Consider the following 24705-nt stretch of genomic DNA (forward strand, 5'->3'; position numbering starts at 1 on the left):
CCGCTATGTGCAACTGGGCGAGGCAGTGCGTACCGTGGCGCCACCGGACGTCTACGACCTGGATGCCGAGACGCTGGGCCGCCGCTTCGCCGACGACGTGCGCCGCGCCATCGCCGACCTGCAGGCCGCAGGCATACGGCCTGCGGCGCTGCTGGTGGACACCGTCTTCTCCAGCGACGGCATCTTCACCGGCCCGCGCGGCTTTTTGCAGGAAGCCGTGGCCGCGATCCGCGAGGCCGGCGGCGTGTTCATCGCCGACGAGGTGCAGCCCGGCTTCGGACGCACGGGCGAAGCCTTCTGGGGCTTTGCGAGGCATGGCGTGGTGCCCGACATCGTCACGATGGGCAAGCCCATGGGCAACGGCCACCCGGTCGCGGGCCTGGCCGTGCGGCCCGAGGTGATGGCCGCCTTCGGCCGCCAGTGCCGCTACTTCAACACCTTCGGCGGCAACCCGGTCTCGATGGCAGCGGCCAGCGCCGTGCTCGATGTGCTCCAGCAGAGCGCGCTGCAGGCCAATGCGCAGGCGGTGGGCCAATACCTGATGACCGGTCTGCGACAACTGGGCGAGAAACACGCGCTGATCGGCCAGGTGCGCGGCGCGGGCCTGTTCATCGGCGTCGAACTGGTCACCGATCGCGCCCGCCGCACGCCCGCCACGGCCGAGGCCGCGCGGGTGGTCAATGGCCTGCGCCACGCCGGCGTGCTGCTCAGCGCCACGGGCGAGGCCGCCCACATCCTCAAGCTGCGCCCCCCGCTGGTCTTCGAGCGCGCCCATGCCGACCTGCTGGTGCAGACCCTCGACGACGTCCTCGCCCGACTTTGAAAGCGGACTTCCCCATGGCTTCTCCCCTCACGCCCGCGCAGTTGCGCGACGCGGCCCGGGCCCTCACGCCCTGGATGATCGACACGCTCAGCGCCTTTGTCGCCGCGCCCAGCCCGTCCGGCGCCGAACAACCGGCCGCCGACTTCCTGGAAGGCCTGATGCAGGACATGGGCCTGGACTGCGAGCGCATCCTGCTCGACAGCCGGCAGATCGAGGGCTTGGCGCTGTTCTCCTGCCCCTGCGACCCGGACGGCGGCCGGCACAACCTGCTGGCCCGCCATCTGCCGCCGGCCGGGGCCCGAGGCCGCTCGGTGCTCTTCAACGGCCACCTGGACGTGGTGCCGACCGGCCCGGAATCGCTGTGGACCGCGGGCCCCTACGTGCCGCGCGTGGAAGACGGCTGGCTATACGGCCGCGGCGCCGGCGACATGAAGGGCGGCATCGTCTGCGCGCTGGCCGCGCTGCAGCTGCTGCGCACGCTGGGATTCGCCCCGGCCAGCACCGTCGGCTTCAATGCCGTGCTGGACGAGGAGAACACGGGCAATGGCACGCTCGCGACCCTGCATGCGCTGCAGACCGCCCGGGCCAAGGCGAAGCTGACCGACTTCGACGCCGTCATCATTCCCGAGCCCTTCGGCGAGACGCTGATGAGCGCCCAGGTCGGCGTGAGCTGGCTGTTCGTCACCCTCACCGGACGGCCGGCCCATGTGGCCTACATGGGCCAGGGGCTGAACCCCATCGAGGCCGCCATGGCCATCATGGCCGACCTGAAGGAACTCGAAGCCGAGTGGAACCGGCCCGAGAACCGCCACCCGGCCTTCGCCGACGTGGCGCATCCGGTCAACTTCAACCTCGGCCGGATCGAGGGCGGGGAATGGAACTCGTCGGTGCCCTGCACCTGCACGCTGGGCCTGCGGATCGGCTACTACCCCGGCATGGACCCGGCCGATGTCGAGGCCCAGGTCGGCGCGCGCATCCGCGCCGAGGCCCGTGCGCTCAACCCAGCGCTGGTGGTCGAGATCGACGCCCGCGGTCACCGCTCGCCCGGCTGCGTCTACGACCTGGAGGCGCCGGCCATGCGCACCTTGGCCGCCGCCCACGAGAAGATCACCGGCCAGCCGCCGGCCCGCTTGGCCTGCACCGCCACCACCGACGGCCGGCATTTCCGGCTGGCGACGGACATCCCCGTGACCAACTACGGACCGACGGCACGCAACATCCACGGGATCGACGAGGCGGTGTCCGTTGAAAGCATGCAGCGCGTGACGGCCGCCATGGCGCAGTTCATCGTCGACTGGTGCGGCGTGGTGAAGGCCTGAACAGCCAAGGCGCCCGCCGTACTGGCGCTCACGGCACCGCCGCGCTAGAATCGAGGGCTTTTCGCGGCAAGTGCTGGCACGATGGTTGTGCACAGTGGCTCCCGCATCGACGCTCAAGGAATCACCATGGCCAAAGAAGGCATCCATCCCGACTACCGCGAAGTCCTGTTTCTGGACCTGTCCAACGGCTTCAAGTTCGTCACCCGCTCCTGCGTGAATACGCGCGAGACCGAGACCTTCGAAGGCAAGGAATATCCCCTGTACAAGCTGGACACCTCCAGCGAGTCGCACCCCTTCTACACCGGCACCCAGAAGTCGGTGGACAACATGGGCGGCCGCGTCGAGAAGTTCCGCAACAAGTTCGGCAAGACCGCGCTGTCCTCCAAGTAAGCCGTCTTTGCACACAGCGCCGCCCCGTGCGGTGCACCGAGGGCAGCCCGGATCTCCGTGCTGCCCTTTGTTTTTTCTCCCATGCGCCGCCCGATGATCCGGGCCGCCCGCCCTCCCGCCAGACCGTGAGCCCCGCGCATTGAGCCCTCCCAATCCCGCCATCGTTGCCCAGAACGCCGTACGCCGCCTGCCCCGGGCGGCGTTGCTGCTGCTGTGCGCCGCCTACCTGATGCCCGGCCTGCTGGGCCGCGGCCCCTGGAAGAGCGCAGACGTCGCCTCCTTCGGCTACATGGCGGCGCTGGCCGAAGGGAGTGGCGGGCTTTCGCGCTGGCTCGATCCGCTGCTGCTGGGCCTGCGGCCGGAGATTCCGGCCCTGCTGCCGTACTGGATCGGCGCCTGGGCCATCCAGCTCTCGCCCTCATGGCTGCCGCCGGATCTGGCGGTGCGCATCGTCTACGCGGTGATGCTGTGGTGCAGCTTCACGGCCACCTGGTACGCCGTCTATTACCTGGCGCGAACGCCGCGGGCACAGCCGGTGGCTTTCGCGTTCGGCGGCGAGGCCAGGCCCACCGACTATGCCCGCGCCATGGCCGATGGCGGCCTGCTGGCGCTGATCGCCAGCCTGGGCCTGGCTCAGCTGGGGCACGAGACCACGCCGGCGCTGGCCCAACTCTTCTTCGCCTCGCTGCTGTTCTACGGCACGGCAGCCCTGCCCTACCGCCGCGCCGCGCCGCTCACGGCCTTCGGCATCGGCACGCTGGGACTGGCCCTCAGCGGCGCGCCCTCCATGGGCCTGATCCTCGGCGGCGGCTGCGCGGTGCTGGCCTGGCGCGAATGGCTGCTCGGCCAGCGTGAGCCCGATGGCGACGCGAGCCCGGTCTACGACCGCACCGGCGTCCTGGGCCTGACGGCGTTCGTCCTTCTCGCCGCGGGCCTGGCGGCTGCGCTCGGCCAGTTCCACTGGAATCTCTCTTTGCCCGGCAGCAACCCCAATGAACGCCTCATTGCCGAGGCGCGCGGGCTGCTCAAGCTCTTTCTCTGGTTCACCTGGCCGGCCTGGCCTCTGGCGATCTGGACCCTGTGGCGCTGGCGCCGGCAACTGACGGCCCGCCATGTGGCGCTGCCGATGGGCTTCATGCTGGCGGCTTCGTTCTCGACCATCTTCACGGACTTCGGCGAGCGCTCCCTGCTGATCGGCCTGCCGGCCTTCGCCACGCTGGCGGCCTTTGCGCTGCCCACCTTCCGGCGCAGCGTGTCGGCGCTGATCGACTGGTTCACCCTGCTCTTCTTCAGCGGCGTGGCGCTGTTCATCTGGGTGTACTGGATCTCGCTGCACACCGGCGTGCCGGCCAAACCCGCCGCCAATGTGTACCGGCTGGCGCCCGGCTTCGTGCCGGACTTCTCCTGGATCGGCTTCGGCCTGGCGCTGGCCGCGACCATCGCCTGGGCCTGGCTGGTGCGCTGGCGCACGGGGCGCCACCGCGCCGCCTTGTGGAAAACGATGGCCCTGCCCGCCGGCGGTGCCGCCCTGTGCTGGCTGCTGCTGATGACCCTGTGGCTGCCGCTGCTGGACTACGCCCGCAGCTACGAGCCGCAGGTGCGCGCCCTGACGCAACGCATGGGCACGCAGCCGGGCTGCGTCGACGAGTTGGGACTGAACCGCGCCCAGATCGCCGCCCTGCGCCACCACGGCCGACTGGCGCTGCAGCCGCTGGCGCGCGGCGGCCAGTGCGACTGGCTGCTGGTGCATCCGGACTACCTGTTCGGCCTGCCCAACCAGGTCCGCATGGCCGACTGGCATTTCGAAGGCACCTACCGCCGGCCCACCAGCCCGAGCGACGACCTGCTGCTGTTCCGACGGCAGGTCGCGCAGTGAGCGAACGCCGCCTCATTGCCCGCCATGCCGGCACGGTGCTGGTCGGGCAGATGGCCACCATGGCCTTCGGCGTCACCGACACCGTGGTGGCCGGCCGCTTCGACCAGGATGCCCTGGCCGCGCTGTCCATCGGCGCGGCCATCTTCATCAGCGTGTTCGTGGCGCTGACCGGCACGCTGCAGTCCCTGCTTCCGGTCTGGGCCGAGTTGCACGGCGCCGGCCGGCGCGAGGCCATGGGCCGCTCGGTGCGGCAGGCGCTCTACCTGTGCGCGGCCGCCACGGCGGTCGGCGCGGCGCTGCTGCTGTCGCCCGGCCCCCTGCTGGCCTGGACTGAAGTGCCGCCGGCCATGCGCGGCGCGGTGGGCCAGTACCTGGCCGTTCTGGCGGCGGCCCTGCCGGCGACGCTGCTGTTTCGCATCTACGCCACGCTCAACCAGGCCATCGGCCGGCCCAGCTTCGTGACCTGGCTGCAGGTCGGGGCCCTGGCGGTGAAGGTGCCCCTGTCGATCTGGCTGACCTTCGGCGGCCTGGGCATGCCGGCACTGGGCCTGATGGGCTGCGCGCTCGCCACGCTGACCGTCCACTGGCTGATGCTCGCCGTCGCGGTGCTGATGCTGCGCCACCGCCCCGAATACCAGGCCTACCGCCTCTGGCGCCGCCCAGAGCGGCCGGACTGGCCGCAGCTGGGCGCCTTTGCCCGGCTGGGCGTGCCAGCGGGCCTGTCGGTCATGGTCGAGGTGAGCTCCTTCACCTTCATGGCCTTGTTCATCGCCCGCATGGGCAGCACGGCCACGGCGGCGCACCAGATCGCGTCCAACCTTACCGCGGTCGCGTACATGGTGCCGCTTTCGCTGGGCCTGGCCACCAGCGCCCGGGTCGGCTACTGGATGGGTGCCGGACGGCCGGAACAGGCCCGGCGCGCCTGCTGGCAGGGCCTTGGCATGGCGGTGCTGGTAGCCCTGATGGTGGCCGGCCTGATGCTGGCCTTGCGCGGCACCGTCGTCCAGTTCTACACGCGGGAGGCCGCGGTGGCCCACCTGGCCGCGGGCCTGTTGGTGGCCTGCGCCGCGTATCACCTCGCAGATGCGACGCAGACGCTGTGCATCTTCGTGTTGCGCTGCTTTCGCATCACGGTGGCGCCCTTGCTGGTGTACTGCGCCCTGCTGGGGGGCGTGGGCCTGGGCGGCGGCTACCGGCTGGCTTACCACGGGCTCGGGCCCTGGCCGGCGCAGCATTCGCCGCTGGCATTCTGGATCATGGCGGCCGCGGCCCTGGCTGCCGCGGCGCTGATCCTGCTGGCCCTGTTGCGGATCGCGGTCGGACGTGCCGGCCAGCGCTGACAGGCTGCGAGCGCGCCCGCCGTGGCGGGCGGGCCGGGTTCAGCGGCCCTGAATGCCCAGCAGCTCGACCTCGAAATTCAGCGTGGCATTGGGCGGGATCACGCCCCCGGCGCCGCGGCTGCCGTAGGCGATCGCCGGCGGACACACCAGCTTGGCCTTGCCGCCCACCTTCATCTTCTGCAGGCCCTCGGTCCAGCACGGGATCACGCGGTTGAGCGGGAACTCGGCCGGCTGGTTGCGGGCATAGGAGCTGTCGAATTCCTTGCCGCTGTCCGGGAAGGTGCCGCGGTAGTGCACGCGCACCGTGTCGGTGGCCGAGGGGCTGGGGCCGGTGCCCTCCTTGACGCTCTGGTAGACCAGGCCGCTGGGCGTGGTGACGGCAGCGCCCTGGGCATGAACAGCGCCAGAGGCGAAAAGAACGGCGGCGGCAGCGGCGCCGAGGGCACGCGAAACGAAGGTCATGGGCTCTCCCAGGGTTGGAAAGCGGCGGATCATAAGCCGCCCCTCCTGACGCTCTGTGCGCCCCGCCGCAGCAGCTCAGACCGGGCGCGGGCCCGGAACCTGCATCGCTTGTCCTACCCGGCGGCCGGGCGGCGAGCGCGATCATGCGTCGGTGTCTCGCCACGGCTGGCCCCTCGCCCACCGACACCGCCCATGCGTTACCGCACGACGATCCAGCACCAGGTCTTCGACTTCGACGATCTTCGTCAGGTGATGGCCTGCGCCAGCCCGGCGCGCTCCGGCGACTACCTGGCCGGCATCGGTGCGGCCACTGCGCAGCAGCGCATGGCGGCACGGCACGTGCTGGCCGACACGCCGCTCGCGCAGTTTCTCAGCGAGGCGCTGGTCCCCTATGAAGAGGACAACATCACCCGGTTGATCCTCGATGGCCATGACGCCGCCGCCTTCGCGCCAGTGGCGCACCGTACGGTGGGCGACTTCCGCAACTGGCTGCTGTCCGATGCGGCAGACACCGCGGCGCTGACCGCCTTGGCGCCGGGGCTGACGCCGGAGATGGTGGCCGCCGTCTCCAAGCTGATGCGCAACCAGGACCTGATCGCGGTGGCCCGCAAGTGCCAGGTCACCAGCCGCTTCCGCAACACCCTCGGTCTTCCCGGCCATCTGGCCGTGCGGCTGCAGCCCAACCATCCGACCGATGACCTACGGGGCATCGCCGCCTCCACACTGGACGGTCTGCTCTACGGCGCGGGCGATGCGGTGATCGGCGTCAACCCTGTCTCCGACAGCCTGCCGGTGCTAGAGCGCCTGCAGCACATGCTGGCCGAGGTCATCGAGCGCTTCGCCATTCCCAGCCAGAGCTGCGTGCTGACCCATGTGACCAACACGATGAAGCTCATGGAGCGCGGCGCGCCAGTGGACCTGGTGTTCCAGTCCATCGCCGGCACCGAGAAGGCCAACCTCTCCTTCGGTGTCACGCCCGAACTGCTGGACGAGGCCTGCGACGCCGCCCGCGCGCTAGGCCGCGGCACGCTGGGCGACAACGTCATGTACTTCGAGACCGGCCAGGGCAGCGCGCTGTCGGCCAATGCGCACCACGGCGTCGACCAGCAGACCTGCGAGGCGCGGGCCTATGCGCTGGCGCGACGCTACCGGCCGCTGCTGATCAACACCGTCGTCGGCTTCATCGGGCCGGAATACCTGTTCGACGGCAAGCAGATCATCCGCGCCGGCCTGGAAGACCATTTCTGCGGCAAGCTGCTGGGCCTGCCCATCGGCTGCGACGTCTGCTACACCAACCATGCCGAGGCCGACCAGGACGACATGGACACACTGCTGGTGCTGCTGGCCACGGCCGGCCTCACCTTTCTGATCGGCGTGCCGGGTGCGGACGACGTGATGCTGAACTACCAGAGCACCTCCTTCCACGACGCTCTGTTCCTGCGCGACACCCTGGGCCTGAAGCGGGCGCCGGAGTTCGAGGCCTGGCTCCAGCGCATGGGCATCACCGGCGCCGATGGCCGGCTGCTGCCAGGCCCTGCATCGATGCTGCAGCAGGGCATGGAGCGGCTTCGCCTTCTGGGAGCCGCCGCATGAGCACCCCATCGAACGAACCGACCCAAGCCTCTACCCGGGTTGCTCCAGCGGACGACCGATCTGCCCCGGCCGTGACGCCCGACGCCTGGCAGGCCTGGCGCGCCGCAACGCCGGCCCGCCTGGCATTGGGCCGTGCCGGCAGCGGCATGCCCACCGACGAGACGCTGCGCTTCGGCTGGGCGCATGCCATGGCGCGCGATGCCATCCATGCGGCGCTGGATGCCGACGCCCTCGCCAGGTCGCTTGAAGAAGACGGCTGGTCGGTGCTGCGTGCCCGCAGCCAAGCGCCGGACCGGGCCACCTACCTGCGCCGACCCGACCTGGGCCGCAGCCTGAATGCGGCCGATGGCGAGGCCCTGTGCGGGCGTCCGGAACGGGGCTGCGATCTCTGCCTGGTGGTGGGCGATGGTCTGTCGTCGCTGGCCATCGAGCGCCATGCACGGCCGCTCCTGGCTGCCCTTCGCACGCAGTTGCCATCCGACCTGCGCATTGCGCCCGTCATCGTGGCGACGCAGGCGCGCGTCGCGCTGGCCGACGAGGTGGGCGAGGCCCTTGGCGCGCGGCTCGGCGCGATCCTGATCGGCGAGCGGCCCGGCCTTTCCAGCCCGGACAGCCTGGGCATCTACCTCACCCACGAACCGCGACGTGGCCGTCACGATGCGCAGCGCAATTGCATCTCGAACGTGCGGCCTGAAGGCCTGGGCTACGAGGCGGCCGCCTTCAAGCTCGGCTGGCTGGTACGCGAAGCGCTGCGACGCGGCCTGACCGGCGTGCAGCTCAAGGACGAGAGCGACGACGCGGTGCTCGACGACCACCGCCCGCCGCGCATCGACTGACGCAGCGCTTCACCCGACGCCTCAGCGCAGCAGGCTCAGGCCATGCGCGATGCCGACGGCGAGGCCGCCGGCGTTGATGACGAGACCGAGGAGGCGACGAGGAGCGGTGATGGCGGTGTTCATGGGCGTCAATGCTAGGCAGCGGGTCCTTCGCTGTGAATTCGAAGGTCCTCATCGCGGCCATAGCCAACGCCGCAGCTCCTGCGCCGGGCGCCACCCGCGCGACCGCGCCCGACGCCCCCGCTGCCTCTGATCGAACGCTGGCCACACAACCCCAACGAGACAGGAGACATCCGCCATGAGCCAACGCTACCCGCTTGCCGAACTCGACCAGGTCCCCGAGGACATCCGCAGCCGCATCCTGGCCGTGCAGGAGAAGGCGGGCTTCGTGCCCAACGTCTTCCTGGCGCTGGCCCGCCGCCCGGCCGAGTGGCGCGCCTTCTTCGCCTACCACGATGCGCTGATGGAGCCCGAGAGCGTCGGCCGGGCCAGCCGTCTCAGCAAGGGTGACCGCGAGATGATCGTGACCACCACCAGCGCGGCCAACCAGTGCCTCTACTGCGTCGTCGCCCATGGCGCGCTGCTGCGCATCTACGAGAAGAAGCCGCTAGTGGCCGACCAGGTGGCCATCAACTGGCGCAAGGCCGACATCTCCGAGCGCCAGCGCGCCATGCTGACCTTTGCCACGAAGGTGTGCGAGCGGTCGCACGAGGTCGACGAGGCCGACTTCGCCGCGCTGCATGCCCACGGCTTCGATGACGAGGACATCTGGGACATCGCCGCCATCACCGCCTTCTTCGGCCTGTCGAACCGGCTGGCCAGCTTCAGCGGCATGCAGCCGAATCCTGAGTTCTTCCTGATGGGCCGGGTGCCACGCGAAAAGCCGGCCGACAAGCCCCCGCAGCAAGGATGACCAAGGCCGCCTGCCTATGATGGCCGGCCACCCGCTCGCGTCCTCCATGATCTCTGCGCCCTCCGCCGCCTCGGCCCATTCCCCCACGGCTGCGGCCACCGATCCGCTGCAGCGCCTGCGCGAAGCGACCTCGTCACTGCATGCCCGGCTCGATACGGGTCTGCCCATCGCACGCGAGGGCGCCGGTCCGGTCGACTACCTCCGGCACCTTGCCCTGCTGCGCGGCTGGGTCGATCTGCTTCAGCGGTCCGGCGCCGATTTGCCGCGCCTGGAGGAGGAGCGAGGCGCCCTCGATGCAGAGCTGGCCGAGGCCCAGGACCTGCTGGGCCAGCGTGCGCCACGCATCGATCTGGCGGCTGCGCGGGACCCGCTGTTCCAGGCCGAAGGTTCAGACTGGGGACTGTCCTATGTGCTGGAAGGCTCGCGCCTGGGTGGCCAGGTGCTGCACAAGAGGCTGGGACCTGCGATGGCGCCGCTGGCGCTGAACTATCTGCGCGGGAGCGGGGCCGACACGGGTCCGAGGTGGAAACGCTTCATTGCCGAGCTCAGGACCGCACTGCACAGCGACGCCCGGCTGGATGCAGCCGCGGCTGCGGCACGGCGGGCCTTCGAACTCCTGCTGCTGTGCCACGAGGCGCTGTCCGCGACCCAGGCCATGCCGGCTTCCGCTGTCCGCACGCATCAGGACTGAAAAACGTTCGGGTCCGACCCCCCGGGCCGGCTGCCACGGAGGGATCAGCCGGACGCCTGCCGGCACCCTTCGAAGGCATCCAGCGTCGGCTTGTAGGTGGGGCTCTTGACGTCTACCAGACCCATAACTGTGTGGTAGAGGTTGTCGTGCGTCAGCGGCCGGTCAACCGCCTTGCGCAGGCAGGCATCCTGCACACCGGTGCGCCCGCCGAGCCCGCCATCGAGCCAGGCCACGAAGGGCACATGCTTCTGGACGTCGGGGGCGAAGGCATACGGCACGCCATGGAGGAAAAGGCCGTATTCGCCCAGCGATTCGCCATGGTCGCTCAGGTAGAGCATGCCCGTGTCGAAGCGGCCGCGGCGCGCCTTGAGCCAGTCGATGGCGTCGCCGAGGAAGTGGTCGGTGTGCACGATCGAGTTGTCATAGGCATTGATCAGCTCGCTGTGCGCGCAGTCGGACAGCGTCACCGTACGGCATTCGGGCTGGAAAGGCTTGCCGTCCGCAGGTGAACGCCTGAAATAGGCCGGGCCGTGGCTGCCGATCTGGTGCATGACGAGAACCACGCCACGCGCCACCCGCTCGGGCGGCAAGGCGGCAATGCGTTCGTCCAGACCCTTGAGCATGACGTCGTCGAGGCATTCACCGTCGTTGCACAGGGTGGGATTGGCCGCGATCTGCTTCGCGTCGTTGGCCTCGGCATGGGGTACGCGGTCACACACCCCCTTGCAGCCCGACTGGTTGTCGATCCAAAGCACTGCGAGGCCTGCCGCCTGCATCACATCGAGCAGGTTCTCGTAGTCCTGCTTGCGGCCTTCGTAGTCCTGCTTGCCCAGATGCGAGAACATGCAGGGCACCGACGCGGCGGTGTTGGTGCCGCAGGAGCGCATGTCGTGGAAGCTCACCACGTTGCGCGCCTTGAGCGCGGGCGTGGTGTCGCGCGCGTAGCCATTGAGCCCGAAGTGATCGGCCCGGGCCGTCTCGCCCACCACCAACAGCAGCAGGCGCGGACGGGTCTGCGCTGCATAGCTCGCCCCCAGTGCTGCGCCGCCGGAGATCGGCACCAGCTTGCGGCTTCGATGCAGCAGCGGCCGCGTGGCCGCCGTGCCGAAGGAATACACGCTGGCCAGCGGGTTCATCATGTACCGCAGGTGCGGCTGGTTGCGCATGAGCGGGGCCAATTGCCGGGACATGAGCATGCCGCCCCCGACCGTGACGGCCACCGCAGCGAAGAACAGCACGGCATTGCGCCCCAGCGCCCCCAACGGCCGCTGCGGGAGCACCGGCACGCACCAGAGCCACCAGATCGCCGGCACAGCCACGATCAGGACCCGGAATACCATCGTCAGGCTGAGCAGGTCACGTGCTTCGCCAGGGTCGGTCTGCAGCACATTGAGCGCCATGGAGGGATCCATGACCATCCGATACGTTGCCATGTAGTGCTGCACCACCGCGGCCACCAGCACCAGGAGCATCCACAGCGGCTTCATGAACCGCGACCAGGCGGTCAAGGACAGCAGCGCGACCAGGCCGCCGCCCAGCAGCCATGCCATGCCAAAGATGTTGGGGAAGTACAGACTGGGGGCCCGCCCCAGCTGGGCGAGCTCGATCCACAAGGGCCAGTTCGCGGCCAGAAGCAGGTAGGCGGTCAGGACCAGGACGATCGTTCGCGGCGAACGCGCGTGCAACAGCCAGCCGCGTGAGGGTTCGAAATCGAACGCAGAAGGCTCGCGCAGGATCGGCGCGGAGGAGATCAACGGCATCCGCGAAGCATAGAAACCGGCACTGAAGTCACCCTGAACCTCCCCTTCAGCCGGCGTTCAGTTTCTTGTCAGCGACTGACCGCTGGCGCAGGCAGTCCATCGCGGCGTCGACACCCCAGCCTGCCACCCAGCACAGCCAGCCGCTCCACAGCGTGTGGCTCAGGAAGTGCGCGCCACGCAGTTGCTGGCCGACACCCAGCACAAGGCCGGCCGCCATCGCAGCGAGCAGCCATCCGCGCGCGAAGGCAGGCGACCGCCGGCGCCAGACGAACCATCCACCGACGAAGCCGAAGGCGGCCGAGGCATGACCCGCTGGAAAGCAGTGACCGGGCCCGCCGTCGGCCACGGCCCAGCGCCAGTGCGAAACATGCTCCGCCACGCCCCCGAAGATGCGCAGATCCCAGGGGCAGCTGGTGAGGCTGAATTTCTTGAACAGGGTGACGGCGCCCACGGCGGCCAGCACGGACAGCACCAGTTGCCACCGCTCCAGCCTCGACAACCACCGCCAGGGGCCGACAGGCACCCACACGGCGGCCAGCATCCAGAGCACGATGGCCCAGGACAGCACCTTGCCGCCGTTGTGCATCAGCCGGTTCAGCGTCCAGTCGGCCCGCAGCGGAAATCCCACGGGCGTTCCGACCAGGCCCGCCAGCCACAGGTCTGCCCCGCTCAGATCCCAGGCCACCAGGGCGGCAGTGATGGCCAGGGTGGGCCAGAACGGAGAGACGGAACGGGAAGGCGCAGCCATGGGCGGGCGCAAGCCTAGGCCCGCGCCGTGAATGCAGCCTGAAACCCTGCCGGCCCGCACTAGACTCGACGCCATGCGCATCCTTCTCGTCGAAGACGACCTCAACCTGGCCGATGCCGTCTGCAGCTACCTGCGTGCGAAGGCGTTCATCGTCGATGCGGTGCCCAGCCTGGCCGACGCGCGCGCCGCGCTGGCCAGCGCGCACTATGCGGCGGTGCTGCTCGACCTTCACCTGGGCGACGGCGACGGGCTCATGTTGATGCCCGGGCTGCGCACCCTGCCGGAACGGCCCATCGTTATCGTGCTCACCGCACGCGATCAGGTCAGCGACCGCATCCGCGGCCTGGATGCCGGCGCGGACGACTACCTGATCAAGCCCTACGACCCGGCCGAACTGCTGGCACGCCTGCGTGCCGTGGAACGGCGTCGCAGCAGCGTTGAATCGTCCACCGTCCGCCTGGGCTCGCTGGAGATCGACCTCGGCAACGACCAGGCCCGGGTGCACGGTGTACCGGTCACCCTCACGCAGAAGGAATGGGCATTGCTTCGGGTGATGGCCAGCCGCCCCGACCGCATCCACAGCCGCGAAGCGCTCCTGGATGCGCTCTACGGCTTCGACGACGACACCGACAGCAACACGCTGGAGGTGTTCGTGAGCCGGCTGCGCCGCAAGCTCGGCCGTTCGCACATCCAGACCCTGCGGGGCCTCGGCTACCGGCTGGCACCCGGCGACGACGCCACCGATTCGGCCCCGGAGCCGGGGGGATGAACGCCCGCGCGGCCGGTCCGCACAAGCCCGAACGCACCTCGCTCGCGGCGCGCCTCACGCGCACGCTGATTCTTTCCGTCGGCGCGATGTGGCTGCTGTGCGTGCTGGCCGTCGTCTGGTTCGTGGATCGGGAGATCAGCTTCAACTTCGACAACGAGCTGGTGGAGGTCTCGCACCGGATGTTCGACATCGCGGTGGATCAGTACGACGCCCTGTCCCACGGCACGAAGCCCGAGCAGCCGCTCGTGGCGCCGCCGCCGCTGTTCATCCAGGACGAGGTGGTCTACCAGATGGTCGATGGGGGTACCCGGCTCCTGCTGCATTCCTCGAACGCCCGGCCCGATTTCTTCGACGTTCCGTTGGCGCCCGGCTTTGCCGACACGCCGGATTGGCGCATCTACACCGTGCGGCATCCCACCCGCGACCTGTACCTTCAGGTGGCCGACCCCATCTCCGAGAGACGGGAAGCCGTGGATCGCACGCTGTATGGCCTGATGGTGCCGCTGATCACCGCCCTCCCGCTGTTGGCGCTCGTGCTCTGGCGCATCGCCACGCGCGAACTGCGGCCGCTGCAGACACTGGCGCGGGAGATCGCCCAGCGCAGCAGCGCCGATCTGCGGCCGATCGAGCTGGCCGGTCTGCCCCCCGAACTGCGCTCGGTGTGCGACGACGTCAACCACCTGCTGGACCGCCTGGCCCAGGCACTGAACGTGGAACGTGCTTTGGCCGCCAATGCCGCCCACGAGTTGCGCACGCCCCTGGCGGCCGCGCGCCTGCGGCTGCAGACCGCGCTGGACCACGGCTTGTCGCGCCAGGACGTGCAGGCCGCACTGGACTCGCTGCGGCAGCTGAGCCACCGGGCCGAGAAGCTGCTGCAGCTCTCGCGCGCCGAGTCGGGTGCGGCGCTCGCGCGACGGCCGGTCGATCTGGTCAAGCTGGCCGGCACCGTGGCCGAGGAGTTCTGGCAGGACACACGCGCGGCCGAGCGGCTGACGCTGCATGTGCCGGAGGAGCCCCTGTCGCCCGTCCTGGGCGATGTGGATGCGCTGGCCATCGCCCTGCGCAACCTGATCGAGAACGCCCTGCGCTACGCGCCCGAAGGTCCTGTGGAGCTGGAAGTGGCGGCACCCGGCGCAGTGATCGTGCGGGACAGCGGCCCCGGCGTGCCGGCGGACCGGCTGCAGGCCCTGCGCGAACGGCACGTGAGGCAGACGGAAGACCGCACCGGCTATGGCCTCGGCCTGTCCATCGTTACCACCATCGCGCAGCAACAGGGGGCGCAGCTGCAGCTGGCCTCGCCGCCACCCGGCCGCGCGCGCGGCTTCGAGGCGCGGCTGTCGATGCCCGTCTGAGCCTTCAACCCGCGACGATCTCGCGCAGCCACTCCGGCAGGGGCCGGGCCTTCTGCGCCGGGAAGTCGACCCAGATCGTGGTGGCGCCGCCGGCGGCGCAGATCACCTCGGGCGCCTCGACGCGGGCCATGGTGGCCCAGCTCTCGAAAGTGGTGCGCGCCGGATCGCTCACATACATGCGCAGCAGCACCTCGCCCGGATACTCGATCTGGCGATAGAAGTTGCAGAAGGCATTGACGATCACCATGCCCTCGCCATGAGGGTCGGGCTGGAAGCCGATGGAGCGCATCCAGTCGATGCGGGCCGTCTCCATGTAGCGGAAATAGGTGCCGTTGTTGAGATGGCCCATGGCGTCCATGTCGCCCCAGCGGATGGGGATGGTCATCTCATAGACCAGCTTCTTCTGTTCGGGAATCTCGATGCGCATGGCGTGGCATCGTAGGCCCGTCCGCGGGCCCATCAGGAGCGGTATCTCCCCGGGCTGGCGTCGCCTATGTGACCAGGGCCCGACCTCTAGAATGCGCAGTGCTTCACAGGCGTGCCAGCCCCATGGCCGCGCCCCCTCGAACCCATCCTCCGATCCCACCCGATGACACAAGAAGAGATCCTCGCCCAGTTCGGCCCGCGCGAAGCCATGGAGTACGACGTCGTCGTCGTCGGCGGCGGCCCCGCCGGCCTCTCGGCCGCCATCCGCCTGAAGCAGCTTGCGGCGCTCAACGACAAGGAGATCTCGGTCGTGGTGCTGGAGAAGGGCTCGGAGCCCGGCGCGCACATCCTGTCGGGCGCCATCATGGACCCGCGGGCACTGACCGAGCTGATCCCCGACTGGCAGGCCAAGGGTGCGCCGCTGAACCAGCCCGTCACGGCCGACACCTTCCTGCTCATGAGCGAGACGGGCGCGACGCGCGTGCCCAACTTCATGCTGCCGCCCAACTTCCACAACGAGGGCAACTACATCGTCAGCCTGGGCAACGTGGTGCGCTGGCTCGCGACGCAGGCCGAGGAACTGGGCGTGGAGATCTTCCCCGGCTTCCCTGCCGCCGAGGTGCTCTACAACGAGGACGGCTCGGTCAAGGGCGTGGCCACCGGCAACCTGGGCATCGGCAAGGACGGCGAGCCGACCGAGAACTTCCAGCTCGGCATGGAGCTGCATGCCAGGTACACGCTGTTCGCCGAAGGCGCGCGCGGCCACCTGGGCCGGCAGCTCATCACCCGCTTCAAGCTCGACGACGGCCGCGACCCGCAAAGCTACGGCATCGGCATCAAGGAGCTGTGGGAGATCGACCCCGCCCGCCACGAGCCGGGCCTGGCGATCCACACCGCCGGCTGGCCGCTGCCTAACGACACCTATGGCGGCTCCTTCGTCTACCACGCCGAGAACAACCAGCTGATCATCGGCTACGTGGTGGGCCTGGACTACCAGAACCCGCACCTGAGCCCCTTCGAGGAGTTCCAGCGCTTCAAGACGCACCCCAACATCCGCTGGTACCTCGAAGGCCAGGACCAGGGCCTGAAGCCGGCCAAGCGCATCTCCTACGGCGCGCGAGCCATCACAGCCGGCGGCCTGCTGTCGCTGCCCAAGACGGTGTTCCCGGGCGGTGCGCTGATCGGCTGCGAGGCCGGCTACCTCAACGCCAGCCGCATCAAGGGCAGCCATGCCGCCATCAAGACCGGCATGCTGGCCGCCGACGCCGCCTTCGAGGCGGTGCAGGCCGGCCGCCAGTTCGACGAACTGTCGTCCTACCCCGAGGCCTTCGAGAAGAGCTGGCTGCACACCGAGCTCTACAAGGCCCGCAACTTCAAGCAGTGGTTCAAGAAGGGCCTGACGGTGGGCACGGTGATGACGGGCATCGAGCAGTTCGTGCTGCGCGGCCACATCCCCTGGACCATCCACCGCACCGAGGCCGACCATGCCCGCCTGAAGCCGGCGGCCGAGTGCAAGAAGATCGTCTATCCCAAGGCCGACGGCAAGCTCACCTTCGACCGCCTGAGCTCGGTGTTCATCAGCAACACCAACCACGAGGAGAACCAGCCGGCGCACCTGACGCTGAAGGACCCGACGGTGCCCACGCGCATCAACCTGCCCCAGTACGCCGGCCCCGAGAGCCGCTACTGCCCGGCCGGCGTGTACGAGTTCGTGCCTGACGAAGCGGCCGGTGGCGGCAAGGAGCGGCTGCAGATCAACGCGCAGAACTGCGTGCACTGCAAGACCTGCGACATCAAGGACCCGACGCAGAACATCGTGTGGGTCACGCCCGAGGGCGGCGGTGGGCCGAACTACACGGGCATGTGACGACCGCTCCGTGCCCATTGGGCCGGAAACGACAAGGCGCCTTCGGGCGCCTTTTTTTGGCCTCGCCACAGCCGCCACACACGACGCGCGGGCGGTGCGTCCGTGAAAGTCCCGACTCGGCACAGCACCCCCGCGGAGCATAGTCAGGGTCTTCTCAGGCTTTGGGCAATCCATGGCCTTGCTGCAGCGAATCAGGAGACTTCCCCATGAAACTCACCCGCCTGGCCGCCGGCCTTGCCCTGGGCCTCGGCATGGCCTGCGCCGCGCTGGCGCAGACCACCATGAAGATCAGCATCTCGGTCGCGCAGAACTCGCACCAGGGCGTGGCCATCGACACCTTCGCGAAGGAGGTCGAGAAGCGAACCAACGGCCGCTACAAGGTCCAGACCTTCTACAACGGGGCACTTGGCGGTGAGCGTGAATCCATCGAGGCAGTGCAACTGGGAACGCAGGAACTGGCCTTCTCCTCCACCGGCCCGGTGCCCAACTTCGTGCCCGAGACCAAGATCCTGGACGTGCCCTTCCTGTTCCGCGACAAGGCCCATGCCCGCGCCGTGCTCGACGGGCCCATCGGCCAGGACCTGCTCAAGAAGTTCGATGCCAAGGGCTTCAAGGCGCTGGCCTGGGCCGAGAACGGCTTCCGGCACATGACCAACAGCAAGCGCGACGTGAAGGCGCCGGAGGACCTCAAGGGCCTGAAGATGCGCACCATGGAGAACCCGGTGCACATCGCCGCATACAAGACCTTTGGCATCATCACCACGCCGATGGCCTTCCCCGAGGTGTTCACCGCCCTGCAGCAGGGCACCGTGGACGGCCAGGAGAACCCCCTGCCCGTGATCATCTCGGCCAAGTTCGACCAGGTGCAGAAGCACCTGTCGCTCACGGGCCATGTGTACTCGCCCTGCATCTTCGTGATGAACAAGGGCGTGTTCGACAAGCTGGCGCCGCCCGATCAGCAGGCCTTCCTGGACGCCGCCAAGGAGGCCGCCAAGGCCAACCGCGCCCGCGTGGACGAGGACGACGCCCGGGGCGTGGCAGACCTGCGTGCCAAGGGCATGACGGTAATCGACAACCTCGACAAGGCCAAGTTCGTGGCGGCGCTCGCCCCGGCCCAGGCCCAGTTCGAGAAGGACTTCGGCAAGGCCAACCTGGACCGCATCCGCAACTACCAGCCCTGACCGCGCCCCGGCGACACGCCTGCGCCTTTGGCCCGCCCCCGCCGGCGGGCTTTTTCATTCCCAAGAAACGCCTGTGAGATGAAAGACAAGTTCCTGGCCTTCGAACGCCGGACCACTGCGCTGTCCATGGCGCTGGCCTGCCTGATGCTGGTGGTGGCCGCGTCGCTCGGCATGTTCCAGATCGTCACCCGCTTCGTGCTGGAGCAGCCAGCCGAATGGAGCGAGATCCTGATCCGCATCAGCCTGATCTGGATGGTGTTCCTCGGCATTCCCATGGCCTTTCGCCAGGGCGCGATGGTGAGCGTGGACGTGCTCTATCGCTGGAGCACGCCGCGCGTGCGCCGCCTGCTCGACGCGGCCGTGAGCCTGGCGGCCCTGGCCCTGATCAGCGTGATCCTGTGGTGGGGCTTCGACTACGCGATGCGCGGCCGGGTGCAGTCGATGGCGGGACTCGAAAGCCTGTCGATGGTGTGGGCCTACCTGGCCCTGCCGGTGGGGGCGGTGTTCTCCATCTTCGGCATCGTGGGCAACTACCTCGATCCCAAGCGCCTCGAACTGGAGACCGCGCAATGACCCCCATCATGGTCGGCACGATGGTGCTGTGCTTCGCGCTGTCGGTGTCGGTGGCGGTGTCCATCGGCCTGGCGTCCATCGTCGGCATTCAGGTCAACGGCGCCAACATGCTGATCTCCGCCAAGGAGATCTTCAACTCGATCAACAAGTTTCCGCTGGCCGCCATTCCCTTCTTCATCCTGGCGGGCAACCTGATGGAGACCGGCGGCATCTCCCGACGGCTGGTGGAGTTCGCCAAGAGCATCGTGGGCGGCATCCAGGGCGGCCTGCCCATGACCTGCGTGCTGACCTGCATGATCTTCGCCGCGGTGTCCGGCTCGTCGGTGGCCACCACCTTCGCCATCGGCGCCATCCTGATTCCGGCGCTCATCAAGCATGGCTACCCCACCAACTACGCGGCCGCCCTGCAGGCGACGAGCGCCGAACTGGGCGTGATCATTCCGCCGTCGATCCCGATGATCCTGTACGGCGTGAGCGCCGAGGTGTCCATCGGCGAACTGTTCATTGCCGGTTTCGGCCCGGGTCTGCTGATCAGTGGGGCGCTGATGCTCTTCGTGTGGGTCTACTGCAAATGGAAGGGCTGGGGCAAGAACGACGGCGAAGGGCGCATGCCCTTCGGCCGCGCGCTGTGGCAGGCCGGCTGGGCACTGCTGATGCCGGTGATCATACTGGGCGGCATCTATGGCGGCGTGTTCACGCCCACCGAAGCCTCGGCCGTGGCCGTGTTCTACGCGCTGGTCGTCGGCATGGTGATCTACCGCGAGATCCGCCTGCCGGACCTCTACGCCATCCTGCGCAAGTCGGTGCTGTCCTCGGCCGTGATCATGTTCATCATCGCCAATGCGGGGCTGTTCGCCTTCCTGATCACCCGCGCCGGGGTGCCCGAAGCCATCGGCCACTGGCTGGAGGCGGTGCTGCAGTCGCCCACCATGTTCCTGCTGGGCGTCAACGCGGCGCTTTTCGTGATCGGCATGTTCATCGAGACCAGCGCTGCCATCATCGTGCTGGCCCCCATCCTCGCGCCGGTGGCCCAGCACTTCGGCATCGATCCGGTTCACTTCGGGCTGATCATGGTGGTGAACCTGGCGCTGGGCATGATCACCCCGCCCTTCGGCGTCAACCTGTTCGCCGCCTGCACCGTGGCGCGCATCTCGCTGGACAAGATCGTGACGCGGCTGATCCCCTTCATCCTGGTGGTGTTGGCCTGCCTGATGGTCATCACCTATGTGCCGGCCATCTCGCTGGGCCTGCGCGACCTGGTGTACGGGCGCTGAGCGGCTTCAAATAGCGCCCGCGGCGCGCGCCTTGTCCCTTACACTGCGCGCTTCGTCAGGAGAGAGCCCCGCGCGACGGGGCCGCCGAAGGCGCAGGACTCGACGAGTTCCGAACGCTCAGGCAAAAGGACTGGCGGCACGCCCCGGGTTCGGGGCGTTTCCCTGCTGGAGAGAGGCGTCGCGGCCCAGGCCGCGCGTCCACCGAAGGAGCAAGCCCCCATCGCGGGGTGAATCTCTCAGGTAAAGCGGACAGCCGGGGTGGACCACGACAGCCGTCGTGGCGCTGTACACCCCGTGAGATGCCCATGTCCGCCGCTGCTTCCTCTCCTGCCGCTCCCCTTCTCCACACTCCGCTGCACGGCCTGCATGTCGAACTGGGCGCCCGCATGGTGCCCTTCGCCGGCTATTCGATGCCGGTGCAGTACTCCGCAGGCCTGATCGCAGAGCACCGCCATACCCGCACGGCCGCTGGCCTGTTCGACATCTCGCACATGGGCCAGTTGCGCGTCTCGGGCCCCGAGGCGGCCGCCGCGCTCGAGACGCTGATGCCCGTGGACGTCATCGGCCTCCCCCCCGGCAAGCAGCGCTACGGCCTGCTGCTGGACGACGCAGGCGGCATCCTCGACGACCTGATGTTCTTCAACGAGGGCGGTGACTCCTTCTTCGTGATCGTCAACGGCGCCTGCAAGGCGGCCGACATCGCCCACATCCAGGCCCGCATCGGCCAGCGCTGCACGGTGCAGCCCCTGCCCGACCACGCCCTGCTGGCGCTGCAGGGCCCGCTGGCGGCGGCCGTGATGGCGCGCCTGACGCCCGGCAGCGAGCGCCATGTGTTCATGACCGGCGGCGCCATGGCCATCGGCGGCATCCCGGTCTTCGCCACGCGCAGCGGCTACACGGGCGAGGACGGCTTCGAGATCTCCGTCGCTGGCGCCGATGCCGAGCGGCTGGCCCACCTGCTGCTCGCCCAACCCGAGGTGGCGCCCATCGGTCTGGGCGCGCGCAACTCGCTGCGGCTCGAAGCCGGTCTGTGCCTCTACGGCAACGACATCGACACCACGACCACGCCCGTCGAGGCCGCGCTCACCTGGGCGATCCAGAAGGTGCGCCGCACCGGCGGCGAGCGCGCGGGTGGCTTCCCCGGCGCGGACAAGGTGCTGGCCCAGCTGGACGGGAGCGCGCAGGTCGCCCGCCGCCGCGTCGGCCTGGTCGCGCTGGAACGCGTGCCGGTGCGCGAGCACACGGCCCTGCATGTGCCCGGCGGCGCAGCCATCGGCGAGGTGACCAGCGGCCTGCTGTCGCCCACCATCGACCGGCCCATCGCCATGGCCTACGTCGATGCCGCCCACGCCGCTGTCGGCACCCGCATCGACGCCCTGGTGCGCGGCAAGCCGGTGACGATGGAGGTTGTTCCCATGCCCTTCGTTCCGGCCCGCTATTACCGCGGCTGAGCCATCGAGCGCCGACTTGACCGTGCATCGAGCCATGCCGCACCGCGTCCGTGCCGTCAGACAAATGCCGACGCGCCTGCGCCCGGGGCGTACACGCAGCCGCCCCGCCCTGCGCTGATACTCGTCGCTCGACCTTTTCCTTCAATCCCCCTCTTCTTCTTTCAGGAGCCCCGCATGACCATTCACTACTCCAAGGACCACGAGTGGATCGAGATCGCCGACCACGAGGCCGCCACCGTCGGCATCACCGTACATGCGCAGGAAGCGCTCGGTGACGTGGTCTTCGTCGACCTGCCCGAAGTCGGCAAGACCTTCAAGCAGGGCGAAGTGGCCGGCGTGGTCGAGTCCGTCAAGGCGGCCGCCGACATCTACATGCCCGTGACCGGTGAAGTCGTCGAGGTCAACGAAGCATTGCGCGCCGACCCCTCGCTGGCCAATAGCGACCCGATGGGCGCCGGCTGGTTCTTCAAGGTGCTGCTGCAGGACAAGGACATGGCGGAGTTCGACCAGCTGATGGACGAGCCGGGCTACGCCAAGTTCACCGAAGGCGCCTGATGCCTGCGCAGGCGCGTCCGTACCGACGCGCCGGCATGCCTCCCTCTCCTTCTGGGAGAGGGTTGGGGTGAGGGCCACGGCCTGTCCTTCACCCTCCGCGCTTCCATTTCCCACGGCCCAGAGCTCCCGCTGTGCGAGAGCCCCTCTTTTTTCTCTTCTTCCCACCACCCCGCCGGCCCGCTGCCATGAGCTCTTCCGCCCCCTCCCTGCGCGACCTCGAGAACCCCACTGAATTCATCGCCCGCCATATCGGCCCCGACGCCGAAGCCGAGGCGCGCATGCTGGCCACCGTGGGAGAAAGCTCGCGCGCGCAGCTCATCGACAGCATCGTGCCGCCCTCGATCCGCCGTAGCCAGCCGATGCAGCTGCCGCCCGCGGTGAGCGAGGCCGAGGCGCTGGCCGAGCTGAAGGCCATCGCATCGAAGAACCAGCGCGTGAAGAGCTTCATCGGCCAGGGCTACCACGGCACGCACACGCCGGGCGTCATCCTGCGCAACGTGCTGGAGAACCCCGCCTGGTACACCGCCTACACGCCCTACCAGGCCGAGATCAGCCAGGGCCGCATGGAGGCGCTGGTCAACTTCCAGACCATGGTCACCGACCTGACCGGCATGGCCATCGCCAATGCCTCGATGCTGGACGAGGCCACCGCCGCCGCCGAGGCCATGACGCTGGCCAGGCGCAGCGTCAAGAGCAGGAGCCAACGCTTCGTCGTGGCCGGCGACGCCCATCCGCAGACCATCGAGGTGATCCAGACCCGCGCCGCGCCGCTGGGCATCGAGGTGGTGCTGGCCAACTCGCTGCAGGAATGGAACGATCTGCTCGCCGGCGACTACTTCGCCGTGCTGGCCCAGTACCCCGCCACCAGCGGCCGGATCGATGACCTGCGCGCCGACGCCGAACTCATCCACAGCAAGCAGGCGGCGCTGATCGTCGCCACCGACCTGCTGGCGCTGACGCTGATCGCGCCGCCCGGCGAATGGGGCGCCGACATCGTGGTGGGCAACACCCAACGCTTCGGCATGCCCATGGGCGCTGGCGGCCCGCATGCGGCCTTCATGGCCTGCCGCGACGAATTCAAGCGCTCCCTGCCCGGCCGGCTGGTGGGCGTGAGCGTGGACAGCCACGGTGCGCCCGCCTACCGCCTGGCGCTGCAGACGCGCGAGCAGCACATCCGCCGCGAGAAGGCCACCTCCAACATCTGCACGGCGCAGGTGCTGCCGGCCGTCGTGGCCAGCATGTATGCCGTGTATCACGGCCCCGCCGGGCTGACGCGCATCGCGCGCCGCGTGGCCGCCTACACCGCCATCCTCGCCGCCGGCCTGAAGCAGCTGGGTGCGCCCCTGCGCGAAGTGCCGAGCTTCGACACGCTGTCGCTGCACACCAAGGACAGGACGCAGGCCGTGCTGGCCAAGGCCCTGTCGCTGGGCGCCAACCTGCGCGTCTACTTTGGCGAGTACCTGTGCATCGCCCTGGACGAGACCACGACCCGCGCCGACCTTGCGCTGATCTGGCAGGCCTTCGCCGCCGACGGCCAGGCGCTGCCCCGCGTGGAGGACTTCGAGGCCGAGCTGCCCTCGCTGATCCCGGCACACCTGCAGCGCACCACCGCCTTCTTGACGCATCCCGTCTTCAACACGCACCACAGCGAGACGGCCATGCTGCGCTACATCCGCAGCCTCTCGGACAAGGACCTCGCACTGGACCGCAGCATGATCCCGCTGGGCAGCTGCACCATGAAGCTCAACGCCACCAGCGAGATGATCCCCATCACCTGGCCCGAGTTCGCCGACGTGCATCCCTTTGCGCCGCCGTCGCAGCTGGCCGGTTATGCCGAGCTGGACGCGCAACTGCGCGACTGGCTGTGCCAGGCCACGGGCTATGCGGGCATCAGCCTGCAGCCCAATGCCGGCAGCCAGGGCGAGTACGCCGGCCTGCTGGCCATCAAGGCCTGGCACGAAAGCCGTGGTGAGAGCCATCGCAACGTGTGTCTGATTCCGTCCTCGGCGCACGGCACCAATCCGGCCAGTGCCCAGATGGCCGGCATGCAGGTGGTGGTGACAGCCTGCGACGCGAGCGGCAACGTCGACATGGACGACCTGAAGCGCGCCTGCGAGAAGCACGGCGACAAGCTCGCCTGCATCATGATCACGTACCCCAGCACCCATGGCGTGTTCGAAACGCGGGTGAAGGAGCTGTGCGAGATCGTGCATGCCCACGGCGGCCGCGTGTACGTGGACGGCGCCAACATGAACGCACTGGTGGGCGTGGCCGCGCCCGGCGAGTTCGGCGGCGACGTGAGCCACCTGAACCTGCACAAGACCTTCTGCATCCCCCATGGCGGTGGCGGCCCGGGCGTGGGCCCGGTGTGCGTGGTGGAAGATCTGGTGCCCTTCCTGCCCGGCCATGCGACGGGCGGCAAGCCGGCAACGGTGGGGGCGGTGTCTGCCGCGCCCTTTGGCAACGCGGCCGTGCTACCGATCAGCTGGATGTACATCCGCATGAT

At 69.0% G+C, this 24705-nt stretch carries 22 protein-coding genes and 2 riboswitches; of the genes, 18 read left to right on the top strand and 4 right to left on the bottom strand.

The features are described from left to right. The 5 genes from QZ772_RS22455 to QZ772_RS22475 all read left to right on the top strand — a co-directional run. Nucleotides 1-823, top strand: an 823-nt coding sequence (locus tag QZ772_RS22455; protein ID WP_295531300.1) for an aminotransferase class III-fold pyridoxal phosphate-dependent enzyme, incomplete at its 5' end; no start/stop codon positions are given. A 14-nt stretch (nt 824-837) separates the two neighbouring features. Next, the gene (locus QZ772_RS22460) at nt 838-2142 is read left to right on the top strand and encodes an ArgE/DapE family deacylase (protein WP_295531303.1); all 1305 of its coding nucleotides are present in this window, start codon (nt 838-840) and stop codon (nt 2140-2142) included. A 126-nt stretch (nt 2143-2268) separates the two neighbouring features. Next, the gene (locus tag QZ772_RS22465; protein ID WP_076504690.1) at nt 2269-2532 is read left to right on the top strand and encodes a type B 50S ribosomal protein L31; all 264 of its coding nucleotides are present in this window, start codon (nt 2269-2271) and stop codon (nt 2530-2532) included. 139 nt (nt 2533-2671) lie between these two features. Further along, nucleotides 2672-4408, top strand: a complete 1737-nt coding sequence (locus tag QZ772_RS22470) for a hypothetical protein (protein ID WP_295531306.1) — start codon at nt 2672-2674, stop codon at nt 4406-4408. After that, the gene (locus tag QZ772_RS22475) at nt 4405-5748 is read left to right on the top strand and encodes an MATE family efflux transporter (RefSeq protein WP_295531308.1); all 1344 of its coding nucleotides are present in this window, start codon (nt 4405-4407) and stop codon (nt 5746-5748) included. The genes QZ772_RS22470 and QZ772_RS22475 overlap by 4 nt, the downstream gene beginning before the upstream one ends. A 39-nt stretch (nt 5749-5787) precedes the next feature. Here the strand turns inward: QZ772_RS22475 and QZ772_RS22480 are convergent, their stop codons facing one another. Next, nucleotides 5788-6210, bottom strand: coding sequence for an FKBP-type peptidyl-prolyl cis-trans isomerase (locus tag QZ772_RS22480; RefSeq protein ID WP_295531310.1), 423 nt, complete (start codon nt 6208-6210; stop codon nt 5788-5790). A 192-nt stretch (nt 6211-6402) separates the two neighbouring features. Here QZ772_RS22480 and QZ772_RS22485 point away from each other — a divergent pair, with 192 nt between their 5' ends. The 4 genes from QZ772_RS22485 (at nt 6403) to QZ772_RS22500 (ending at nt 10243) form a co-directional block, all read left to right on the top strand. After that, a complete protein-coding gene (locus QZ772_RS22485; protein ID WP_295531313.1) occupies nt 6403-7803 on the top strand; it encodes an ethanolamine ammonia-lyase subunit EutB in 1401 nt (466 codons plus the stop codon). Further along, nucleotides 7800-8639, top strand: coding sequence for an ethanolamine ammonia-lyase subunit EutC (gene eutC / locus QZ772_RS22490; protein WP_295531315.1), 840 nt, complete (start codon nt 7800-7802; stop codon nt 8637-8639). The genes QZ772_RS22485 and eutC overlap by 4 nt, the downstream gene beginning before the upstream one ends. 298 nt (nt 8640-8937) lie before the next feature. After that, on the top strand, nt 8938-9552 hold the full coding sequence (locus tag QZ772_RS22495) for a peroxidase-related enzyme (protein WP_295531316.1): 615 nt from the start codon (nt 8938-8940) through the stop codon (nt 9550-9552). A 46-nt stretch (nt 9553-9598) separates the two neighbouring features. After that, nucleotides 9599-10243: a biliverdin-producing heme oxygenase gene (locus QZ772_RS22500; RefSeq protein ID WP_295531318.1), complete on the top strand. Its 645-nt coding sequence runs from the start codon at nt 9599-9601 to the stop codon at nt 10241-10243. Between the two features lie 44 nt (nt 10244-10287). Here the strand turns inward: QZ772_RS22500 and QZ772_RS22505 are convergent, their stop codons facing one another. Together QZ772_RS22505 and QZ772_RS22510 are read right to left on the bottom strand one after the other, a co-directional pair. Continuing rightward, nucleotides 10288-12003, bottom strand: a complete 1716-nt coding sequence (locus QZ772_RS22505) for a phosphoethanolamine transferase (RefSeq protein WP_295531320.1) — start codon at nt 12001-12003, stop codon at nt 10288-10290. A 46-nt stretch (nt 12004-12049) separates the two neighbouring features. Further along, nucleotides 12050-12751 (bottom strand): phosphatase PAP2 family protein, encoded by a 702-nt coding sequence (locus QZ772_RS22510; protein WP_295531322.1) that lies wholly within the window; start codon nt 12749-12751, stop codon nt 12050-12052. 73 nt (nt 12752-12824) lie between these two features. Between QZ772_RS22510 and QZ772_RS22515 the strand changes: the two genes are divergently transcribed. Continuing rightward, nucleotides 12825-13520, top strand: a complete 696-nt coding sequence (locus QZ772_RS22515) for a response regulator transcription factor (RefSeq protein WP_295531324.1) — start codon at nt 12825-12827, stop codon at nt 13518-13520. After that, entirely contained in the window at nt 13517-14872 is a 1356-nt protein-coding gene (locus QZ772_RS22520) for an ATP-binding protein (RefSeq protein ID WP_295531326.1), read from the top strand. Before QZ772_RS22515 ends, QZ772_RS22520 begins: the two co-directional genes overlap by 4 nt. Before the next feature lie 4 nt (nt 14873-14876). On the opposite strand, the gene QZ772_RS22525 is transcribed toward QZ772_RS22520, so the two are convergent. Beyond that, entirely contained in the window at nt 14877-15299 is a 423-nt protein-coding gene (locus QZ772_RS22525; protein WP_295531328.1) for a thioesterase family protein, read from the bottom strand. Nucleotides 15300-15461: 162 nt separating this feature from the next. Here QZ772_RS22525 and QZ772_RS22530 point away from each other — a divergent pair, with 162 nt between their 5' ends. The 7 genes from QZ772_RS22530 to gcvP form a co-directional block, all read left to right on the top strand. Further along, the gene (locus QZ772_RS22530; RefSeq protein WP_295531330.1) at nt 15462-17165 is read left to right on the top strand and encodes an electron transfer flavoprotein-ubiquinone oxidoreductase; all 1704 of its coding nucleotides are present in this window, start codon (nt 15462-15464) and stop codon (nt 17163-17165) included. Between the two features lie 206 nt (nt 17166-17371). Next, complete coding sequence (locus tag QZ772_RS22535; RefSeq protein ID WP_295531331.1) at nt 17372-18346, top strand: TRAP transporter substrate-binding protein; 975 nt, start codon at nt 17372-17374, stop codon at nt 18344-18346. Between the two features lie 78 nt (nt 18347-18424). Then, nucleotides 18425-18919 (top strand): TRAP transporter small permease subunit, encoded by a 495-nt coding sequence (locus tag QZ772_RS22540; RefSeq protein ID WP_295531334.1) that lies wholly within the window; start codon nt 18425-18427, stop codon nt 18917-18919. Continuing rightward, nucleotides 18916-20193 (top strand): TRAP transporter large permease, encoded by a 1278-nt coding sequence (locus tag QZ772_RS22545; RefSeq protein WP_114804375.1) that lies wholly within the window; start codon nt 18916-18918, stop codon nt 20191-20193. Before QZ772_RS22540 ends, QZ772_RS22545 begins: the two co-directional genes overlap by 4 nt. Before the next feature lie 46 nt (nt 20194-20239). Further along, nucleotides 20240-20336, top strand: a riboswitch (glycine riboswitch). 12 nt (nt 20337-20348) lie between these two features. Continuing rightward, nucleotides 20349-20456: riboswitch (glycine riboswitch) on the top strand. 42 nt (nt 20457-20498) lie between these two features. Next, complete coding sequence (gcvT, locus tag QZ772_RS22550) at nt 20499-21644, top strand: glycine cleavage system aminomethyltransferase GcvT (protein ID WP_295531337.1); 1146 nt, start codon at nt 20499-20501, stop codon at nt 21642-21644. Nucleotides 21645-21818: 174 nt separating this feature from the next. Continuing rightward, nucleotides 21819-22199: a glycine cleavage system protein GcvH gene (gene gcvH / locus QZ772_RS22555; RefSeq protein ID WP_294378189.1), complete on the top strand. Its 381-nt coding sequence runs from the start codon at nt 21819-21821 to the stop codon at nt 22197-22199. 185 nt (nt 22200-22384) lie between these two features. After that, nucleotides 22385-24705 (top strand): aminomethyl-transferring glycine dehydrogenase (gene gcvP, locus QZ772_RS22560; protein WP_295531340.1); only part of this gene is annotated, 2321 nt, incomplete at its 3' end.

Source organism: uncultured Pseudacidovorax sp. (genome assembly GCF_913773995.1).
GTDB lineage: Bacteria > Pseudomonadota > Gammaproteobacteria > Burkholderiales > Burkholderiaceae_C > Xenophilus.

What these genes read in the sequence shown, in the direction of transcription:
- QZ772_RS22460 (WP_295531303.1), top strand. Translation starts at nt 838, where the DNA reads ATGGCTTCTCCCCTCACGCCCGCGCAGTTGCGCGACGCGGCCCGGGCC.
- QZ772_RS22465 (WP_076504690.1), top strand. Translation starts at nt 2,269, where the DNA reads ATGGCCAAAGAAGGCATCCATCCCGACTACCGCGAAGTCCTGTTTCTG.
- QZ772_RS22480 (WP_295531310.1), bottom strand. Translation starts at nt 6,210, where the DNA reads ATGACCTTCGTTTCGCGTGCCCTCGGCGCCGCTGCCGCCGCCGTTCTT.
- QZ772_RS22485 (WP_295531313.1), top strand. Translation starts at nt 6,403, where the DNA reads ATGCGTTACCGCACGACGATCCAGCACCAGGTCTTCGACTTCGACGAT.
- eutC (WP_295531315.1), top strand. Translation starts at nt 7,800, where the DNA reads ATGAGCACCCCATCGAACGAACCGACCCAAGCCTCTACCCGGGTTGCT.
- QZ772_RS22495 (WP_295531316.1), top strand. Translation starts at nt 8,938, where the DNA reads ATGAGCCAACGCTACCCGCTTGCCGAACTCGACCAGGTCCCCGAGGAC.
- QZ772_RS22500 (WP_295531318.1), top strand. Translation starts at nt 9,599, where the DNA reads ATGATCTCTGCGCCCTCCGCCGCCTCGGCCCATTCCCCCACGGCTGCG.
- QZ772_RS22505 (WP_295531320.1), bottom strand. Translation starts at nt 12,003, where the DNA reads ATGCCGTTGATCTCCTCCGCGCCGATCCTGCGCGAGCCTTCTGCGTTC.
- QZ772_RS22510 (WP_295531322.1), bottom strand. Translation starts at nt 12,751, where the DNA reads ATGGCTGCGCCTTCCCGTTCCGTCTCTCCGTTCTGGCCCACCCTGGCC.
- QZ772_RS22515 (WP_295531324.1), top strand. Translation starts at nt 12,825, where the DNA reads ATGCGCATCCTTCTCGTCGAAGACGACCTCAACCTGGCCGATGCCGTC.
- QZ772_RS22520 (WP_295531326.1), top strand. Translation starts at nt 13,517, where the DNA reads ATGAACGCCCGCGCGGCCGGTCCGCACAAGCCCGAACGCACCTCGCTC.
- QZ772_RS22525 (WP_295531328.1), bottom strand. Translation starts at nt 15,299, where the DNA reads ATGCGCATCGAGATTCCCGAACAGAAGAAGCTGGTCTATGAGATGACC.
- QZ772_RS22530 (WP_295531330.1), top strand. Translation starts at nt 15,462, where the DNA reads ATGACACAAGAAGAGATCCTCGCCCAGTTCGGCCCGCGCGAAGCCATG.
- QZ772_RS22535 (WP_295531331.1), top strand. Translation starts at nt 17,372, where the DNA reads ATGAAACTCACCCGCCTGGCCGCCGGCCTTGCCCTGGGCCTCGGCATG.
- QZ772_RS22540 (WP_295531334.1), top strand. Translation starts at nt 18,425, where the DNA reads ATGAAAGACAAGTTCCTGGCCTTCGAACGCCGGACCACTGCGCTGTCC.
- QZ772_RS22545 (WP_114804375.1), top strand. Translation starts at nt 18,916, where the DNA reads ATGACCCCCATCATGGTCGGCACGATGGTGCTGTGCTTCGCGCTGTCG.
- gcvT (WP_295531337.1), top strand. Translation starts at nt 20,499, where the DNA reads ATGTCCGCCGCTGCTTCCTCTCCTGCCGCTCCCCTTCTCCACACTCCG.
- gcvH (WP_294378189.1), top strand. Translation starts at nt 21,819, where the DNA reads ATGACCATTCACTACTCCAAGGACCACGAGTGGATCGAGATCGCCGAC.